Origin of the sequence: Streptomyces sp. CAU 1734, assembly GCF_039888735.1 — a bacterium.
GTDB lineage: Bacteria > Actinomycetota > Actinomycetes > Streptomycetales > Streptomycetaceae > Streptomyces.
Genome location: NZ_JBDQQP010000005.1, coordinates 111,489 through 129,778 on the forward strand (window position 1 = coordinate 111,489; position 18,290 = coordinate 129,778).

Genomic DNA, 18,290 nt, shown 5'->3' on the forward strand with positions numbered 1-18,290 from the left:
GTGGGTTTCCCTCGAACTGCATTACGCGCAGTGAGAGTTGCGTACGATTTATATCACCCTTAAGGGGGGCGTGACATCCGGAGCGTCACAACTGCCCCAGGGCGGTGGATCAGGTGCCCGGGAGCAGTCTCGCCACTCGGTCCTCGTCACAGGTGCGAGGGCAGGTGATGCAGGTGTCATCGGGGCGCAGTGTATAGAAGAAGCAGCAGGTCGCCCTCGTCCGGGTCGGCAGCTGCTCGCCCTGAGGCCCGGTCAGCATCCGGAAGCCCGGGGCCCCGACGTACGGCTTGGGCGTGCCGGGCAGCAGCAGTTCCAGCTCCGACATGGCCCGCTGCTCCTCGCCGAGGAGATTCCCGATGTACCAGAGGCCCTCGACCAGATCGTCGGTCGCCATGCCCCACAGAGCCCGGTTGCCGCGCCGCATCCTCGGGGCGAAACCCCGGAGCAGGGGTTCGAGGTGGGCCGCGACGGCGGAGCGCACCTCCCCGCGCAGCGCCTCCTCGTCCGCCACCACGCGGGCGCCGGGCAGCCGGGCCGCCGGATCGCCCGGCAGGCAGGCGAACTCCGTCACCCGTACCGCCATCCTCCCCAGCGTCCGCTGGAAGGAGACGTCCCCGGGCCCCGGCGCCGGGACCCGCCGGTGCAGAAACCACGGGACCGTGATCAGCAGACACGCGGGCCAGACATAGCGGTGCAGCCCGAAACCGGCCACCACTCCGGGCCGGCCCGGCTGTCCGTGGTCCCGCAGCACCTGGGCCCGGTCCCAGGCGAGGAACTCGTCGAGCGCCGCGCCGCCGGCGGCCAGTTCGTCCGCGCGCACCCAGCCGGCGCCGGACGGGGCCCACTCGCCGGATCCCAGCTCGCGCACGGTCAGCGCCGGGAAGGCCTCGGCCAGGCGCGCGTAGGCGTCCCGCACGGGTGAGGCCAGGCCGGGCAGAAGAACGGGCAGAGTCATTGCCGGGGACCACCGAATCGCGATCGTTACCAGGTTAGCCTTACCTTACCCGACCCTCATGGAGGTTTGAACTGCGGTTCAGTACGCATATCGTGCACGCAGGGCACGGCGCACACCGACCGGCGCCCGCCGTACGGCCGGAGGAGGACCCGAGTGGAGCACGCCCGACCGCGCGCGGCGGCACGGCCCCCGCAGCCGTTGCCGCAGGAGTCCCAGGTCAGCCCCGCCGGCCGGGTCCGGCCGCGCCTGCCGGAACAGTCGCGGGGCGATCATCCCAGGGCCGAGCACACCCGCGCCGAACCGCCGTCCGGGCGTGGCGCCGGCGGCCCGCGAGAGAGCACGATCCCGTATGCGGGCGGCGCCCGGCCCGGCGGTCCGCGCGGGGAGAGCGCGGCACCGCGCGCGGACGGCGCGCACCCCGAATCCCCCCGCGGCGGCGGGCGCCCGGACGTCCCGAACCCGCCCCGCCCCGGCGCCCCGCACCGCGCCGGCCCGCGCACGGTCCAGCGGCACTCGGTCCGGGGACAGATCCTCCAGGCCCTGCGCACCGCCCTCATCGACGGGGACCTGATCCCCGGCGAGGTCTACTCCGCCCCCGCGCTCGGCGACCGCTTCGGCGTCTCCGCAACCCCCGTGCGCGAGGCGATGCAGCAACTGGCGGCCGAGGGCGCGGTGGAGGTGGTCCCCAACCGGGGCTTCCGGGTCACCGTCCGCACCCCCCGCGAGCTCGCCGAACTCGCCGAGCTCCGCGCCCTGATCGAGGCCCCCGTCGTGCTCCGGCTGGCCCGTACGGTGCCCGCCGGCCGCTGGCGGGAACTGCGCCCGTCCGCCGAGGCCACGATGGCTGCGGCGGCGGCCGGGGACCGGGTCCTCTACGCGGAGGCCGACCGCGCCTTCCACCGGGCCCTCCTCGCCCTCTCCGGCAACGACCAGCTGGTCACCGTGGCCGACGATCTCCACCGCCGCGCCCAGTGGCCCCTCACCGCCTCCCCGGCCGTCCACCGCGCCGACCTGATGGCCGACGCGGCCGAACACCTGGCACTGCTCGACGCCCTCGCCGCCGACGACTCCGCGATGGTCCGCCGCCTGGTCCGCGCCCACTTCGGCTCCCCGGACGGCTGACGGCCCGCCGGGGGGACCTGTAGGGCGGCCGGGACGTACGCGCGGGGGACGCCGGGTGAGCCACCCGGCGTCCCCCGCGCGCAGGTGGCCGGGAGGCCGTCGTCAGGAGACGGGGTGGGCCGACTCGGGTTCGGCGGGGGGACTTCCGGCCGGCCGGACCTGAGCGGGTACGGAGCCGGCGCGGCCGGCCGGGAGGCGGCCCGGGGGGCGGGCCGTGTACCAGGCCGGGACACCGCCCAGCAGCCGGAAGAGCCGCTCGGCCTCCGCGCGGAGCCTGCCGGCCTCGGGCTCCGGCTCGCAGCCGGCCAGCGAGGCGAGCGCCGGAGCGGTACCGATCAGATAGCCCAACTCCACCCGGATCCGCAGGGCTTCGGAGAAACCGTGCCGGGCCTCGGTGAGCTCCCCCTCCCGCAGGGCGAGTCCGGCCTGGTGCAGCCAGGTGAAGGAGAGCAGCAGCGGATCCCCGTGCGAGGCGGCGCCGTCATGGGCCCGCCGGTACGCCGCGCGGGCCGCCTGCGCCGAGTCCGCGATGTGCTCGGCGACCAGCCCCCGGCGGAAGTCCAGCAGCGGGCGCCCCGGAGAGCCGGGGGAGAGCAGCGCGGCGGCCCGGCCGAGGGCCGAACGCGCCTCGTCCGCCCGGTCCCGTACGCCCAGCAGGGTCGCGGCGTACGCCAGCCTTCCCCGCTCGCTCGCGGCCCCGCCCCGCTCCTCGTCGTCGCGCGCCACGGCCTCCGCCGTCCGGAGCGCGTCCTCCGCCTCCGGCCAGCCGTCACCGGTGTACAGACATCGCTCGACCAGGAGCCCGGCCCGCTCCAGCGCCGCCGGGGGCTGCCCGGTGAGCGGTGTGAGCAGGGCCGCCGCATCCGTCCAGCAGCCGCGCGAGCGCAGCCGCCATACCGCGGTCTGGAGGGGGTCGTCACCTGCGGTGGTTCCGGTACCAGACATGGCGGTATGCGCCACTTAGCCCTCCCCGAGCACGCCATTGAGCTGTTGAGTAGAACGGCATCTCAGCATGGATGAGGGCGGCAGGCCAAGGGTTCTGGTGAATTGTTTCACAAACTCTCATCCGCCGACGGGGGAAGATCGGCCACGCCGTCGGAGGAGATCGCCGCGCCGTTGCGGCGGCACGGGGGTGTGAACACCGCGAGCGCGCTCGCGAGGGCCGGACCGGCGGCGTCAACCGTATGGATCTCGCCATCACCGCGCCGGGTGATGATGAGAGCGGTGTCGGTTCCGTGCACCGGCTCGCGGCGTACGGGGGCGGGGTGCGCCGGGGCCGGCGGGCGGGCCGCCGTCGGCCGCGGCGCGGGCGGCGGTTCCGGCGGGCGGGGGTGCGCCGGGGCCGTGTGCGGGCGGGCGGCCGGGCCGGACGGAGCCCGTCCGCGCCGGACACAGCCCGCCCGTGCCGCCGTGCCGTCCCGGTGTCCGGGTGGCGGATGGCCGCACCCGGCGTACCGCCGGGGCCGGAGCCGTACTCCGCCCCGGCCCCCGATTCCCCGGCGCGGAGAGGCCGATGGCGGCCGCCCGGGAGAGTGGTGCCCCCGGGCCCGCCGGATTTCGGTCAGCCCATCCGCAGAGCCAGGAAGAAGTCCAGCTTGTCCTCCAGCCGCGACAGATCACGGCCCGTCAGCTGTTCGATTCGGCCCACCCGGTACCGCAGGGTGTTCACATGCAGATGGAGCCGCTGCGCGCACCGGGTCCACGAGCCGTCGCTCGCCAGGAACGCCTCCAGCGTCGGGATCAGCTCCGCCCGGTGTTTGACGTCGTACTCCCGCAGCGGATCGAGCAGCCGCGCCGTGAACGCCCGCCGGACATCATCGGGGACGAACGGCAGCAGCAGCACATGCGAGGCCAGCTCATGGTGGCCCGCCGCGCAGACGCGGCCGGGCCGGGCCGCCGCCACCCGGCGGGAGTGACGGGCCTCCTCCAGCGCGCCGCGCAGGCCCTCCGCCGAGGCGACCGCCGCGCTCACGCCGATGGTCAGCCTGCCGTCGTCGCCGAGACCGGCCGACAGCGGCGTCCGTACGGATTCGAGCAGGGTGTCCGCGTGCAGCCCCTGCTCCGAGGCGGAAGGAGCCGCCGCGTCCGATGCGCCGGCCGCGTCCGGCAGCACGGGCAGCGGCACCAGGGCGATCGCCTCGCCGCCCGAGTGCGCCACCGCGATCCGGTCGGCGGAGTCCGGTCCGGCCGCCGAGGGGTCGACCAGGATCTCCTCCAGCAGCGACTGGGCCGCCGGGCCCGCCGCGAGCTCCGTGCCGTCCGGCCCCCAGTCGACCCGGGCCACGACCACCTGCCAGTGCGGAGCCGCGTCCGGCACCGGCAGCAGCACCGGCGCGGCCACCCGCAGCCGGGCACCGATCTCGGCCGGCGCGGCGCCCGACTGGATCAGCTCCAGGACCTCCTGGGCGAGCCGTCTGCGCACCGTGCGGGCGGACTCGCGGCGGTCGCGCTCGACCGCGATCAGCTGGGTCACGCCCTGGAGCAGATCGAGTCGTTCGGCTGGCCAGTCGCCCGCGTCCGCCTCGACCGCGAGGAGCCACTGCGAGAGCACACCCTCCCGGGGATCACCCGGTGCGGCGCCCGGCGCGGGGACGGGGAAGAGGGAGTAGACCGTGCCGCGCACCGTCGCGCGGTGGGGGCCGGGCCGCCCGGTGCGCACGGCGGAGAGATGTTCGCCGGCCAGTGCGGTGCTCACCTCGGCGGGGAGCGCCGGGCCGGCGCCCGCGATCGGCCGGCCGGTGGGGGAGAGCACCCAGGCGCGCAGATCCAGATCGGAGCCGAGCAGATCGAGCACCGCGTCCGGCCCGCCGCCCGCCGGACCGGACGTCATCAGCCTGCGGTGCCGGTCCACGACCGCCGCGAGATCACCGGCCCGCTCACCGGAGACCTGCCGCACCACGTATTCGGTGATCGTCGCGAACGCAACGGACTCATTGACCGCGAAGAGCGGCAGCCGATGGCGGGAACACGCCGCCACAAGATCCTCGGGCACATCGCCCAGCTCCGCCTCGCCGGCGGCCAGCGCGGCGACCTGCGCGCCGGCCAGGATCCGCACGAACGGCTCCGAGTCCTCGGGCGAACGGCGCCAGGCCAGACCGGTCAAGACCAGCTCCCCGCCGGAGAGATAGCGACTGGGATCCTTCAGATCCGTCGTCATCACCCCGCGTACGCCGCGGTCCAGCTCGTCCTCGCCGCCGAGCAGCCGCAGCCCCAGCGCGTCGTTCTCCAGCAGTGCGCGCAGGCGCATCTCGTCCTCGCCGATCTCTCTCGTTGTCCCCGTGGCCGCCCGACTGCGTTTCCGACGGAAAACAGTGAGGTTGCAGAGCCGTGCTTTTCGTTCGAATCTACAAGATGACCGTATCGGCCAGCGAATTCCTTCATGGGTTCAGTGACTGCACCCGGACGGGCGTGTCCTTGTGTACTGAGCGGCACCGCACCAGCAGCATGGGGGCGGCGCCCGGCCCTCGCGCGCCGGACACCGGGGGACACGCCGGACACGCCGGATGGCCGGACGGAACAACCGCACGCACGCCACGAGCACGCAGAGCACGCAGAGCACGCAGAGCACGCAGAGCACGCAGAGCACGCAGAGCACCGGTGGGGCGCCGAACGCCCGGCCCCGGACCCGCTGCGGGACCGGGGCGGGGGGCCCCGGTCCGGACCACGAGCCGGGGGGCTGGGGTCCGGACCGGGTCGACCGCCGGACGACCACCGCCCGCGCCGTCACCCGGCGGGCAGAGATGAGGGCCCATGTACTTCCTCCGGCCCGCGAGCTGGGAGGACGCGCTCGCGGCCAAGGCGGCCCACCCCGCCGCCGTACCCATCGCGGGCGGTACCGATGTGATGGTGGAGATCAATTTCGACCACCGCAGACCCGGCTACCTCATGGACCTCAGCCGCATCACCGATCTGTACGAGTGGGAGGTGGGCGAGGACACCGTGCGGCTGGGCGCCTCCGTCCCGTACACCCGCATCATGGAGGGGCTGCGGGCCGAGCTGCCCGGCCTCGCCCTCGCCTCGCACACCGTGGCCTCCCCGCAGATCCGCAACCGGGGCTCGGTCGGCGGCAATCTCGGCACCGCCTCCCCGGCCGGGGACGCCCACCCCGCGCTGCTGGCCGCGGGCGCCGAGGTCGAGGTCGCCTCGTCGCGCGGCAGCCGCCGCATCCCCATCGACGCCTTCTACACCGGGGTGAAGCGGAACGCGCTCGCCGACGACGAGCTGATCAGGGCCGTGCACATCCGCCGGGCGGACGGGCCGCAGCAGTTCTCCAAGGTCGGCACCCGCAACGCCATGGTGATCGCGGTCTGCGCCTTCGGCCTCGCGCTGCACCCCCGCACCCGGACCGTCCGCACGGGTATCGGCTCGGCGGCCCCCACCCCGGTCCGCGCCGTCACCGCCGAGGAATTCCTCACCGCGGCCCTCGACGACGGCGGCTTCTGGGAGAACGGGAAGATCATCACGCCGTCGATCGCCAAGGAATTCGGCCGGCTGGCCGCCGCGGGGTGCGCGCCGATCGACGATGTGCGCGGCACCGCCCGCTACCGCCGCCACGCCGTCGGGGTGATGGCCCGCCGCACCCTGACCTGGACCTGGGAGTCGTACCGCGGGGGAAGGAGCACGCCATGCGCGTGAGTTTCACGGTCAATGGCCGCCGGCACGAGGCCGACGATGTGTGGGAAGGCGAGAGCCTGCTCTGGGTACTGCGTGAGCGGATGGGCCTCCCGGGCTCGAAGAACGCCTGTGAGCAGGGCGAATGCGGTTCCTGCACGGTCCGGCTCGACGGAGTCGCGGTCTGTGCCTGTCTGGTCGCCGCCGGGCAGGCGGAGGGACGCGAGATCCTCACCGTGGAAGGGCTCGCCGGACACGCCCGGCAGCGGGCGGGGGAACCGTGCGCCGGGCCGGGGCCGGCATCCCCCGGCCAGGAGGACCGGGACGCGCGGCAGTGGAGCGCCCACGACCCCCGGGGCGGTCTCTCACCCGTCCAGCGGGCCTTCATCGACGCCGGTGCCGTCCAGTGCGGCTTCTGCACCCCCGGTCTTCTCGTCACCGCCGATGAGCTGCTGGAACGCATTCCGCAGCCGTCCGACGCGGATATCCGCGAGGCGCTCTCCGGCAATCTCTGCCGCTGCACCGGCTACGAGAAGATCCTGGACGCGGTACGGCTCGCCGCCGCCCGTCGGGAACCGCCCGCCGGCGGGCCGGGGGCCACCGGGCCCGGCGCCGTACCGGAAGAGGGGCGGGGCCGATGACCGCCACCGGAATCCCCGGGGATCTGACCCAGTCCTCCGTCACCCGGGGCGGCATCGGCGAGTCCACCCTCCGGCCCGACGGCATCCTCAAGGTCACCGGGGAGTTCGCCTACTCCTCCGACATGTGGCACGAGGACATGATCTGGGGCCACACCCTCCGCTCCACCGTCGCCCACGCCCTCATCCGTTCCATCGACATCACCGGCGCCCTCGCCACCCCCGGGGTCCACGCCGTACTCACCCACGACGACCTCCCCGCCGATGTCACCACCTACGGTCTGGAGATCGGCGACACACCGGTGCTCGCCCACGGCAAGGTCCGCCACCACGGCGAACCCGTCGCCCTCGTGGCCGCGGACCATCCGGAGACCGCCCGGCGGGCCGCCGCCCGCATCCTGGTCGACTACGCCGAACTGCCGGTGATCACCGACGAGGCGTCCGCGACCGCGCCCGGCGCGGTCCTCGTCCACGAACACCGGGCCGACCACTACAGCGACCGGGTCCCGCACCCCAACATCCTCCACCGCCAGCCCGTGATCCGGGGCGATGTCCGCTCCGCCGCCCGCCGTGCCGACACCGTCGTGACCGGCGAGTACGTCTTCGGCATGCAGGACCAGGCATTCCTCGGTCCCGAATCCGGGCTCGCCATCCCGGCCGAGGACGGCGGGGTCGATCTCCATGTCGCCACCCAGTGGCTCCACTCGGACCGGAGCCAGATCGCCCCGGTGCTCGGCCTCCCGGAGGAGAAGGTCCGGCTGACCCTCTCCGGCGTCGGCGGTGCCTTCGGCGGGCGCGAGGACCTCTCCATGCAGATCCACGCCTGTCTGCTCGCCCTGCGCACCGGCAAACCGGTCAAGATGGTGTACAACCGGTTCGAATCATTCTTCGGTCATGTCCACCGCCACCCCGCGAAGCTCCACTACGAGCACGGCGCGACCCGGGACGGCAGGCTCACCCATGTGAAGTGCCGCATCGTGCTGGACGGCGGCGCCTACGCCTCGTCCTCCCCGGCCGTCGTCGGCAACGCCGCCTCCCTCGCGGTCGGTCCGTACGCCGTCGAGGACGTGGAGATCGAGGCCCTCGCCCTCTACACCAACAACCCGCCCTGCGGCGCCATGCGCGGCTTCGGCGCGGTCCAGGCGTGCTTCGCCTACGAGGCGCAGATGGACCGGCTCGCGAAGGAACTGGGCCTGGACCCGGTGGAGTTCCGCCGGATCAACGCCATGGAGCAGGGCACGCTGATGCCCACCGGGCAGCGGGTGGACTCCCCGGCGCCGGTCGCCGAGCTGCTGCGCCGGGTCAAGGCCCGCCCGCTGCCCCCCGAGCGGCCCTGGGAGACCGCGGGCGGCGCCCCGGACGTGCGCGCCCTGCCCGGCGGGCTCTCCAACACCACCCACGGCGAGGGAGTCGTCCGGGGCATCGGCTACGCGGTCGGGATCAAGAACGTCGGCTTCTCCGAGGGCTTCGACGACTACTCCACCGCCCGGGTGCGGATGGAGGTGATCGGCGGTGTGCCGGTCGCCACCGTGCACACCGCGATGGCCGAGGTCGGCCAGGGCGGCATCACCGTCCACGCGCAGATCGCCCGCACCGAACTCGGCGTCACCCAGGTCACCATCCAGCCCGCCGACACCCGGATCGGCTCCGCGGGCGGTACCTCCGCCTCCCGGCAGACCTATGTCACCGGCGGGGCTGTCAAGCACACCTGCGAGGCGGTCCGGAGCAGGGTGCTGGAGCTGGGCCGGCGCAAATTCGGCGCGTACCACCCGGCCTGGGCGACAGCCGAGCTCCTCCTGGAGGGCGGCAGGGTCGTCACCGACGGCGGCGAGGCGCTGGCCGACCTCGCCGATGTCCTCGGCGACGAGGCCGTCGAGGAGGTACGGGAGTGGCGCCACCGCCCCACCGAGCCGTTCGACCGGCACACCGGCCAGGGCAACGGCCATGTCCAGTACTCCTTCGCCGCCCACCGCGCCGTCGTGGAGGTGGACACCGAGCTCGGTCTGGTGAAGGTCGTGGAGCTGGCCTGCGCCCAGGATGTCGGCAAGGCGCTCAATCCGCTCTCCGTCGCCGGCCAGATCCAGGGCGGCACCACCCAGGGGCTCGGCATGGCGGTGATGGAGGAGATCGTGGTGGACCCGGTGACCGCGCGGGTGCGCAATCCGTCCTTCACCGACTATTTGATCCCCACCATCCTGGACACCCCCGCCATCCCGGTCGATGTGCTCGAACTCGCCGACGATCACGCCCCGTACGGGCTGCGCGGCGTCGGTGAGGCGCCCACGCTCTCCGCCACCCCGGCCGTCCTCGCGGCGATCCGGGACGCGACCGGACTGGAGCTGAACCGGACACCGGTCCGCCCGGAACATCTGACGGGCGGCTGAGAGCACGTCCTGTCCCGTCACCGAGTCGAAGAGGCCGGAGGAGGCCGACATGCTGGAGATCGCCGAGGAGCTGGAGCGGTGGGCCGGGCAGGGCCGGGCCTTCGCGGTGGCCACCGTGGTCGCGGTCACCGGCAGCGCGCCCCGGCAGCCCGGCGCCGCCCTGGCCGTGGACAGCGGGGGCACGGTGATCGGCTCGGTCTCCGGCGGCTGTGTGGAGGGCGCGGTGTACGAACTGTGCCGCCAGGCCCTCGCGGACGGCGCGACGGTGCTGGAGCGCTTCGGGTACAGCGACGAGGACGCGTTCGCGGTGGGCCTGTCGTGCGGCGGCCTCATCGACATCCTGGTGACGCCGGTCGTGCCGGAGGGGCCCGCCTCGGGGAAGGTGCTCGCCGCCGCGGTGACCGCCGCGGCCAGGGGCGAGACGGCCGCCCTCGCCAGGGTCGCCGGCGGCCCCGCCGGAGTGCTCGGACGGGCCCTGCTCGTACGCCCCGACGGCTCGTACGAGGGGAGCCTCACGGCCCGGCCCGGCGGCCCGGCGCCCCGGGAGTCCGGCGGCGGGTCCGTCATCCCGTGGCCCGTCCCGGGCGCCGACCGGCTCGACCGGGCGGTCGCGGACGAGGCACGGGCGCTGCTGGACGCGGGCCGCACCGGGACCGTCACCATCGGGGCCGACGGCACCCGCTGCGGAACCCCGGAGCTGACCCTGCTGGTCGAGTCACGCGTACCGCCGCCCCGCATGATCGTCTTCGGGGCGATCGACCACGCCGCCGCCCTCACCCGGGTGGGCAAATTCCTCGGCTACCACGTCACCGTCTGCGACGCCCGGCCGGTCTTCGCCACCCGCGGCCGATTCCCCGACGCCGACGAGATCGTGGTGGAGTGGCCGCACCGCTATCTCGCGGCCACCGGAACCGATCACCGCACCGTGCTCTGTGTCCTCACCCATGACGCCAAGTTCGATGTCCCCCTGCTCATCGAGGCCCTGCGGCTGCCCGTGGCCTACATCGGGGCGATGGGCTCCCGGCGCACCCACGAGGACCGGCTCCGGCGGCTGCGCGAGGCCGGCGCCGGGGAGGACGCACTCGCCCGCCTGCACAGCCCCATCGGGCTCGACCTCGGGGCCCGTACGCCGGAGGAGACCGCGCTCTCCATCGCGGCGGAGATTGTCGCCACCCGCCGCGGCGGCACCGGGGTCCCGCTCACCGGTGCGCACACCCCCATCCACCACGACGGTCCGATACGTCACGAGGGGCGGATCCGGCACGAGGGGCAGGGACCCGTCGGCTCGGTCGCCTGAGGCCGGACCGGCCCGGTCCGGTGCCCGCCGGGGCCTGCGGGAAAACCGGTTGCCGCGCCGCCGGGCGGCGCGGTCTCATGGAGTGTCGACCCACCCGACCGACTGCAGAAAGTGGTGCTTGTATGGCCCGGGCCGCGCGGATCCGTTCTCTCCTCCGAGGAAGGACCTCCGCTCCAGCGGTGTGAACTCCTCGGATGCGAGGCGGCTTTCGGCGCAGACCGTCCGTCCCACGCATCACCTCAGGAGTCGTGTCCACCATGTCACGCAACAGATCCCGGCGCGCCCGCACCGAGGCGCGCGCCGAGTCGTTCCGCTGCCTCCACTGCGGTCTCGATGTACCCATGACCGCGGTCGGCACCGGCCACCGCAATCACTGCCCCAACTGCCTGTGGAGCCGTCATCTCGACGACACCCCCGGCGACCGGGCCGCCGACTGCGGAGCCAGGATGGAGCCGCTCGCCATCTCGGTGCGCGGCGACGGGGAATGGGTGCTCGTGCACCGCTGCACCCGCTGCGATGTGCTCCACGCCAACCGCACGGCGGGCGATGACAACGCCCTGCCGCTGACCAGGCTGGCAGTGCGCCCGCTGGCCCAGCCGCCGTTCCCGCTGGAGCGCCTCACCGCGCTCTGAAGCACCCCGCTCGGGTCTCCCGGCGTAACGGCACACCACGGCTGCACCAGAACCGGATCCCGGACCGCCACGGCGGCGGTCCGGGATCCGGTGCGTCCGGGCGCCGCCCCGGCGCTTCCCGGGTGCTTTCACGGTGCTTTCACGGCGCCTCCGGGTGTGCTGCCGTGCGTGCGGGCGGCTCACGCCCGCCCGGCCACCACCAGCCGGCAGCGCGGGCTGCCGTCGGCCCGGCGGCCGAGCCCCTCCACCGGGAGCAGCTCCACCGAGAATCCGGCCGCCCGCAGTTCCGCGACGACCCCGGTCAGCTTGAAGGTGCGGTAGTACATGACAAAGCTCGGGTGCCACACCAGATTCCGCACCCGCATCGCCGCGTCGAAGCCCCACAGCGCCCAGTAGAGCCGGGAACCCACCGGCGGCGGGGCCGGCAGCGGGAAGACGAACCGGCCGCCGGGGCGCAGCGACCGGTGCACCTCCGCGAAGAGGCCAGGGCGTTCCGCGGGCAGGAAATGACCGAACGCCCCGAAGCTCACGGCCAGATCGAAGGCCGACACGAAGGGCAGAGCGCGCGCGTCGGCGCGCACCCAGCCGATCCGGGGCGCCGGCTCCGGCGCGGGCCCCTCCGCCCCGTGCCCCTCCACCCCAGGGGCCTCCGCCCCGGGAGGCTCCGTGAAGGCCGCCCGGGCCCGGCCGAGCATCCCGGCGCTGAAGTCGACCCCGGTGACCCGCTCGGTGCACAGGGCCCGCAGCACCCCCGCACCCGCTCCGGTGCCGCAGCACAGATCGAGTCCGGAACGGAAGGGACCGAGCGGCCGCATCGCCCCCAGCACCGGTTCGAGCAGCCGGTCCGGGGTGCGGAACGGGGTCTCGTTGAACCGGGGAGCCAGCAGGTCGTAGCCGTGCTCGACGGAGGAGAGCGCCTGGACGGCGAGTTCGCGGAGGGTGGGGCCCGAGGAGGTGAACATCGTCCGCCAGCCTACTGGGCCGGGGCCCGCCGCCCGGCGCGCCGCCGGGATTCCGCGCCGGGCATCCGTATGCTGGCCGGGCACGGCGGCGGCCCTTGCGCGGATGGGTGAACGCGGGAGCGGGGTTCACTGGAATCCGGCCTTTCTGTACCCCGGCGCATGCGGCGGCGCGCGGTTGCGCCGGGCGTGCGCCGGAGCGAAACGGCATCCGGCGGAGGCGGAGCGCACCGCGCGGTCCCGCCGCGGCCGTCCTCGCCGCGCCGGCACGGCGCCGGAGAGAAATCATCCAGTTCGGACCGGTCGGGACCGCCGCTCCCCGGCGGGACGCGCCCCTCCGCCCGGCTCCCGCCGGCGGCTCTCCCGGCACCTCCGTGTCCCCTACTGGACAGACAGCTTCCGCTTCGTCCCGATCGGTTGGATTCCGGCCAGGCGGAAGATGGAGGCCGGGTAAACGGTAAGCAAATGCGAACACCGGGTCGAGCACTGCGGATACGTTCACCCCCATGAGTCCGACCAGAGGTTCCTCGCCTCGGCACGGGCCGCCGCCCGTGTGCCCCGCCGTTCTCCGGCCGCCGGTGCGCGCGGCCCTGGCGGCGATCCGCCCGGAAGCGGCGCCGGGTCCCGCCGCCCGGCGGTGTTGACCGGGGCGTACCGCCGCCCGGTGTCGCACGGGAAAGTGTTTCCCGATTACTTGTTGAATCATCACCCTTTGGTGTTTCGCATGACCATCCATGACACTGAATCCCCACAACTCCGCACGCTGATGGGAGGGTTCGGCGGGGCCGTCCGGCGGAGAGGGTCCGGAGCCGCCGCCAAGGGCGCCGTTGGCGCCGCCGCTTCGTCCGGCCGTATGGTTCGGTGGCGCTGAATGTTCGGTCAGCAATACGTAGCGTTGACAGCAGGGACGGAAATGACCAACGAGCCGGTAATTCCCACGCAGCTGGGCAGGCCCGAGCGGATGTGGGAGCGTGCAGTCGTCCTCGTACTGATCTCCGTCACGAGAACGGCCAGGCCCATATTCCGGCTGGGTGACCGCGAGTTGTCCTGTTTCCATTCCAATGGCGGCTGGAACCTGGCTCTTCGTCCCGACGGGCGGGCGATGTTCTACGGGCAGGACGTCGACTGCAGCGACACCACCTACCGGGGCGAGGCTCCCGTCGATCTGCTGGTCAACGCGCCGGGCTGGCTCCCGCTCGACCGGCTCCGGGAGCTGAACGACGGCTATGAGCTCGGCTATCTCTACTGGTGGGAGCAGGGCAGCTGGGACCGGGCGCCCTACCCCGTCCATGTCGAGGACGACGGGCTGGTGGCGTCCTGCGACGGCTATGCCGGCATCTTCGACGACCAGTCCCTCTACGACAGCTTCGCGGACGCGGGCTACCGGGACCGGGCCGCCGCCGAGCGCTTCGTCTCCCGGGTGGCCGCCTGCACGGTCAATGAGTCGGCGGTCAAGGATCTGATGGACTCCGCCTCGGTGCCGAGCCCGCTGCCCCGTGAGGCCAGGCTCCCCACCGCGCTGGAGTGGGCCGCCCGGCTGGGCGTCGCCGAGCGCGTCCCCGTGGGGCGGGCGCTCTGACCGGCCCCGTCCGCCGGGGGTGAGCGGGGGCGCGAAAGCCTTCCGCGCGCCGTCCGGCGGCCCCTGGTCCGCGCCGGCCGGAATCCGTGCGCACGGACGGCCCGGAGCGGGAACCGCGGCGGCCCTGATGGGACTCCTCTCCATGACGGCCGGTGCCGTCACGGGATGAAGTCGGCTGTGCGGAAAGAGAGGTGAGCCGGGAATCGGATCCGGCTCGCGCCGTAGCCGTACCGAAATCCCGCTGGAGTCCCGCTGGAGTCCGGCGGGACTCGAACCGGAGTGGAACGGCAGTCGGGCAGTGCGTGAGCAGAAGCCGGAACGCGGTCGAACCGGAGTCGTGAGCGGGCCGGACCGGAGGCGGGGCGGAGCCGGATCGGCCGGCTCTCCGCCCGTGCCCGGTCCGCCGGGGCGCGACTGACCGGCCGCCCAGCCGGGTACTTCTCGCCCTGCCGTATCGGGGAAACCGGGGGAGCGATCATGACCAGCCCAGTCAGACCCGTCACCGAGGAGCCGCGGCTGGCCGTGCGACGGCAGTCGTCATCGGGCCGGCCGCGCGGGCTTCTCGTGCTGTCGCTGATCGCGCTGGCCACCGTGCTCGTCGGAGTGCCGGTGCTCGCCGTCAGCGGCAACGCCCTGCTGCCCTTCCGGCAAGTGGAGGTCCTGGAGGGCAAGATGGCCTCCAAGCGGGACTTCTTCGAGGACGAGCACGTCCGGCGGATTCTGCTGAAGCACCACATCCGGATCCACATCACCAGCACGGGATCGCGTGAGGTCGCGATCCGCGATCTCTCCTCCTTCGACTTCGTCTTCCCCTCCGGGCAGCCCGCCGGGGATTTGATCACCAGTGAACGCGCCGCCGCCAATCAATACGCCAAGATTCACCGGCCGTTCGTCAGCCCGATCGTTCTCGCGACCTATCGGGAGTACGCCGAGACGCTCCGGGACGCCGGAATGGCGACCGTGCAGCCCGGTTCCGGATCCGGCGCCGAGGCGGGTTCCGGCGGGGGTTCCGGGAAACCGCTCTACTACGTCCTGAACATGCGGAAGTTCCTCGACAGCGTGGCCGGCGGGCGCCAGTGGAGCGATATCGGAATCCAGCGGCACGGGATCACCAATACCAACCGCATTCTGGCCCAGAGCCCCGATGTCTGCACCGCCAACTCGGCGAGCACCTATCTCGCCCTGGTGGCCTTCACCCGGCGCGGCGGCGGGCCGGCGGTGCCCGATACCGAACGGGAGGCCGAGGAGCGCGCCCATGCGATCAAGCCGCTCATGGAGCAGGGTCTTCCGCATGCCGATGTCTTCCGTACCTACATCTCCCCGGAGGGCAAGGGAGTGGCCCCCGTGGTCGTTGCATATGAACATCAGTACCTCACCTATCAGGCCCAGTTCCAGGCCGAGGCGGGGAAACTCGACTCCGACCGGGTCCTTCTCTATCCGGACAGTCAATTCGTCACCCAGCCGCAGTTCATCGCACTCAACCGGGACGGCGACCGCCTCGGGGAGCTGATCACCGAGGATCCCGAACTGCGCAAGCGCGCCATGGAACTGGGCTTCCGTATTCTCGACCCGGCCGGCGAGGTGGCGGGTGATCAGCTCTCCCGATTCCTCAAGGACCGGAATATCCCCGTCCCCTCGGTTCACAGCGACACCCGCACCGAAATTCCCCGGCTCCGGCTCCTGGAACGGATGATCTCCATCGTCGGGGACTGCCCGCCCGCGGAGTCCGGGTGAGCGGGCGCCGGTCCCCGCGCCGGCTGCTCTCGTACTGGCTGGCCCTGGTGCTCCTCGCCGCAGTGGGCGCCGCCTGTACCGGGGACCGCTCCGAGGCGCTCACCCTGCGGGTGCTCGCCACCCCCGAACTCGCGGATATGCGACCCCTCCTGGACCGGCTGCGCGAGGAGACCGGAATCCGGCTGGAGCTGGACTACCGGGGCACCGTGGAGGCGGCGGACGATCTCGCGCTCGGCCGCTACCGGCACGATCTCGCCTGGCTCTCCTCCGACCGGCCCTTCCGGCTGAAGCTCAGGGCCGCCGGGCGGAACGCCGAGCGCCCGCTCTCCACCGCCACCATGCTCTCCCCGGTCGCCATCGGCCTGCGGCCCGCCACCGCCGCCCGGCTGCGGGCCTCGGCGCCCGGCGGGGAGATCTCCTGGGCCGATGTCGCCGACGCGGCCGCCGAGGGCACCCTGGCCTTCGGGATGGCCGACCCCCGGCACACCGACAGCGGACTCGCCGCGCTGGTGGGCGTCGCGACCGCCGCCGCGGGCACCGGGGGCGCGCTCCGTCCCGGCGATGTCTCCTGCGACCGGCTGCGCGGCTTCTTCAGCGGCCACCGGCTGACCGACCGGTCCCCGGCCCGGCTCGCCGACGGCTTCATCCACCACCAGGGCGGTCTGGACGCCCTCATCACCCATGAGTCGGAACTGCTCACACTCAACCGGAGCGGTCGGCTCCGGGAGCGTCTGGAGATCGTCCACCCCAAGGACGGGATGATGCTCTCCGACTATCCGCTCCTGCTGCTCGACCCGGCGAAGCGGGAGGCGTACGACCGGCTGGTGGAGTGGCTGCGCAGCGCGCCCGTGCAGAAACAGATCATGGAGCGCACCCTGCGCCGCCCCGTCGACCCCGGCCTGCCCCGCATCGCGGAAGTGCGCCGGCCCGTCGGCAACGCCCTCTACTTCCCCGACCGGCAGACTGTGATCGACCGGCTGCTCTCCGACTACGGCCGCCCCGGGCGCGATCTGCCCGCCCGGGTGGTCCTGCTGCTCGACTTCTCCGGCTCCATGCGGGGCGAGCGCATCCGCGAACTGCGCGCCACCCTCGCCGGTCTCAGCGGTGCCGACGACTCCCGGTCCGGGAAATTCGCCCGCTTCCACCGGGGCGAGACGCTCACCGTGATCCGCTTCGGCGGCCGGGTGCTCGACGAACGGAGCGTGACCTACCGGGAGCCGCGGGATCTGCTGCGGCTGCGCGAGCTCGTGGCCGGCGACGACTTCGACGGCGCCACCGCGATCTGGTCCGGCCTCGACCACGCCTACGGGCGGCTCGCCGAGCTCACCGGCGACCAGCCGGGACGGCCGCTCTCCATCGTGCTGATGACCGACGGCCGCAACAACGCGGGTATCGGCCCGGACACCTTCATCCGCCGGTACCGGGAGCGCGCACCCCAGGTCCGCGCGGTGCGCACCTACGCCATCCGCTACGGCGACGCGGACACCGCGGAACTCGGCCGCGCGGCCCGGGCGACCGGCGGCCGGGTGGTCGACGCCACCGCACGTCCCCTGCTCACCGCATTCAAGGAGATTCGTGGCTGTGTGGACTGAACAGTGGTGGGGCGTGTGGTGGCCCTGGATGTTGCTGTGGCTGGTGACCGCGCTCGCACTGGTGACGCTGGCGGCGGTCCCCGCCGTCCTCTGGCTCATCCGGCGCGGACGCCCGCAGGGCCGCAACCCCACCTTCAGTATCTGTTTCTATCTCCACGACCGCTCGGTCATGGACCACTATCAGATGCGCGGCTACGCCGCCGCCCTCCGTAAGGAGGTCGAGCAGCGGACCAGCGACAGCAAGGACGGCACCATCCGGGCCACGGTCTTCGGGGTGAGCGCGGGCGGCGGCAAGCGCGACAACAGCGAGATCGTCAGCAAGTACCTCGAAGTCGCCGAACCGATCTCGGTCATCGGACTGATCATGGATGTGCTGGAGGCCAAGGACGTCATCGTCCATGTCGACCTCGTCAACGGCACCATCCGGCGGAACGCCGCGCTGGCCAACGCGCTGGCGACCCTGGGCCCGTCCGCCGCGCCGTCCGGCACCGTACGGCTCCGCGACATCGAGGACTTCGTGCTGATCCGGGGCCGGTTCCGGCGGATCGCCGAATCCCCGGACTCCATTGTGCTGCTCGCCCCCTACGGCGACCCGGAGGATCCCTCCCGGGGGCCGCGCGTCCGGGTCGTCTGCGCCACCGAGGGGCTGCGCGCCGAGGTGCCGCAGGGTGCCTTCTCGGCCCGCTGCCTCGGCAAGGTCCAGGACTGGAACGCGGCGGACGCGGTCCTGGAGGTCCAGGCCATGGCGATCTTCCGCTGACGGCCGGCGGGATGTGGTCCGCCGTCC

The 18,290-nt window shown here is 73.3% G+C and carries 15 protein-coding genes; 10 read left to right on the forward strand and 5 right to left on the reverse strand.

The window, feature by feature from the left end; all coding sequences use genetic code 11:
* Positions 1-109: 109 nt before the first annotated feature.
* On the reverse strand, positions 110-955 hold the full coding sequence (locus tag AAFN69_RS11270; RefSeq protein WP_347728246.1) for a (2Fe-2S)-binding protein: 846 nt from the start codon (positions 953-955) through the stop codon (positions 110-112).
* A gap of 153 nt (positions 956-1,108) precedes the next feature.
* On the opposite strand from AAFN69_RS11270, the gene AAFN69_RS11275 reads away from it, so the two are divergent.
* Positions 1,109-2,077, forward strand: a complete 969-nt coding sequence (locus AAFN69_RS11275) for a GntR family transcriptional regulator (RefSeq protein WP_347728247.1) — start codon at positions 1,109-1,111, stop codon at positions 2,075-2,077.
* 102 nt (positions 2,078-2,179) lie between these two features.
* Here the strand turns inward: AAFN69_RS11275 and AAFN69_RS11280 are convergent, their stop codons facing one another.
* From AAFN69_RS11280 to AAFN69_RS11290, 3 genes are all read right to left on the reverse strand, one after another.
* Complete coding sequence (locus AAFN69_RS11280; RefSeq protein WP_347728248.1) at positions 2,180-3,037, reverse strand: hypothetical protein; 858 nt, start codon at positions 3,035-3,037, stop codon at positions 2,180-2,182.
* A 92-nt stretch (positions 3,038-3,129) separates the two neighbouring features.
* Positions 3,130-3,318, reverse strand: a complete 189-nt coding sequence (locus AAFN69_RS11285) for a hypothetical protein (protein WP_347728249.1) — start codon at positions 3,316-3,318, stop codon at positions 3,130-3,132.
* 320 nt (positions 3,319-3,638) lie between these two features.
* Positions 3,639-5,324, reverse strand: a complete 1,686-nt coding sequence (locus AAFN69_RS11290; RefSeq protein WP_347728250.1) for a PucR family transcriptional regulator ligand-binding domain-containing protein — start codon at positions 5,322-5,324, stop codon at positions 3,639-3,641.
* Positions 5,325-5,827: 503 nt separating this feature from the next.
* Between AAFN69_RS11290 and AAFN69_RS11295 the strand changes: the two genes are divergently transcribed.
* The 5 genes from AAFN69_RS11295 to AAFN69_RS11315 all read left to right on the forward strand — a co-directional run bounded on the left by AAFN69_RS11295 (position 5,828) and on the right by AAFN69_RS11315 (position 11,639).
* Positions 5,828-6,712, forward strand: a complete 885-nt coding sequence (locus AAFN69_RS11295) for an FAD binding domain-containing protein (protein WP_347728251.1) — start codon at positions 5,828-5,830, stop codon at positions 6,710-6,712.
* The gene (locus AAFN69_RS11300) at positions 6,703-7,329 is read left to right on the forward strand and encodes a (2Fe-2S)-binding protein (RefSeq protein WP_347728252.1); all 627 of its coding nucleotides are present in this window, start codon (positions 6,703-6,705) and stop codon (positions 7,327-7,329) included. Before AAFN69_RS11295 ends, AAFN69_RS11300 begins: the two co-directional genes overlap by 10 nt.
* Complete coding sequence (locus tag AAFN69_RS11305) at positions 7,326-9,710, forward strand: molybdopterin cofactor-binding domain-containing protein (protein WP_347728253.1); 2,385 nt, start codon at positions 7,326-7,328, stop codon at positions 9,708-9,710. The genes AAFN69_RS11300 and AAFN69_RS11305 overlap by 4 nt, the downstream gene beginning before the upstream one ends.
* Before the next feature lie 49 nt (positions 9,711-9,759).
* Positions 9,760-11,007 (forward strand): XdhC/CoxI family protein, encoded by a 1,248-nt coding sequence (locus AAFN69_RS11310; RefSeq protein WP_347728254.1) that lies wholly within the window; start codon positions 9,760-9,762, stop codon positions 11,005-11,007.
* 257 nt (positions 11,008-11,264) lie between these two features.
* Positions 11,265-11,639 carry an RNHCP domain-containing protein gene (locus AAFN69_RS11315; RefSeq protein ID WP_347728255.1) on the forward strand — a complete coding sequence of 125 codons (375 nt, stop codon included), beginning with the start codon at positions 11,265-11,267 and terminating at the stop codon, positions 11,637-11,639.
* A gap of 179 nt (positions 11,640-11,818) precedes the next feature.
* On the opposite strand, the gene AAFN69_RS11320 is transcribed toward AAFN69_RS11315, so the two are convergent.
* Positions 11,819-12,601, reverse strand: coding sequence for a class I SAM-dependent methyltransferase (locus tag AAFN69_RS11320; RefSeq protein ID WP_347728256.1), 783 nt, complete (start codon positions 12,599-12,601; stop codon positions 11,819-11,821).
* Between the two features lie 910 nt (positions 12,602-13,511).
* Here AAFN69_RS11320 and AAFN69_RS11325 point away from each other — a divergent pair.
* From AAFN69_RS11325 to AAFN69_RS11340, 4 genes are all read left to right on the forward strand, one after another.
* Positions 13,512-14,177 carry a hypothetical protein gene (locus AAFN69_RS11325; RefSeq protein WP_347728257.1) on the forward strand — a complete coding sequence of 222 codons (666 nt, stop codon included), beginning with the start codon at positions 13,512-13,514 and terminating at the stop codon, positions 14,175-14,177.
* A gap of 477 nt (positions 14,178-14,654) precedes the next feature.
* On the forward strand, positions 14,655-15,911 hold the full coding sequence (locus AAFN69_RS11330) for a hypothetical protein (RefSeq protein WP_347728258.1): 1,257 nt from the start codon (positions 14,655-14,657) through the stop codon (positions 15,909-15,911).
* On the forward strand, positions 15,908-17,503 hold the full coding sequence (locus tag AAFN69_RS11335) for a VWA domain-containing protein (protein WP_347728259.1): 1,596 nt from the start codon (positions 15,908-15,910) through the stop codon (positions 17,501-17,503). Before AAFN69_RS11330 ends, AAFN69_RS11335 begins: the two co-directional genes overlap by 4 nt.
* Positions 17,487-18,263: a hypothetical protein gene (locus tag AAFN69_RS11340; RefSeq protein ID WP_347728260.1), complete on the forward strand. Its 777-nt coding sequence runs from the start codon at positions 17,487-17,489 to the stop codon at positions 18,261-18,263. Before AAFN69_RS11335 ends, AAFN69_RS11340 begins: the two co-directional genes overlap by 17 nt.
* Positions 18,264-18,290: the final 27 nt, after the last annotated feature.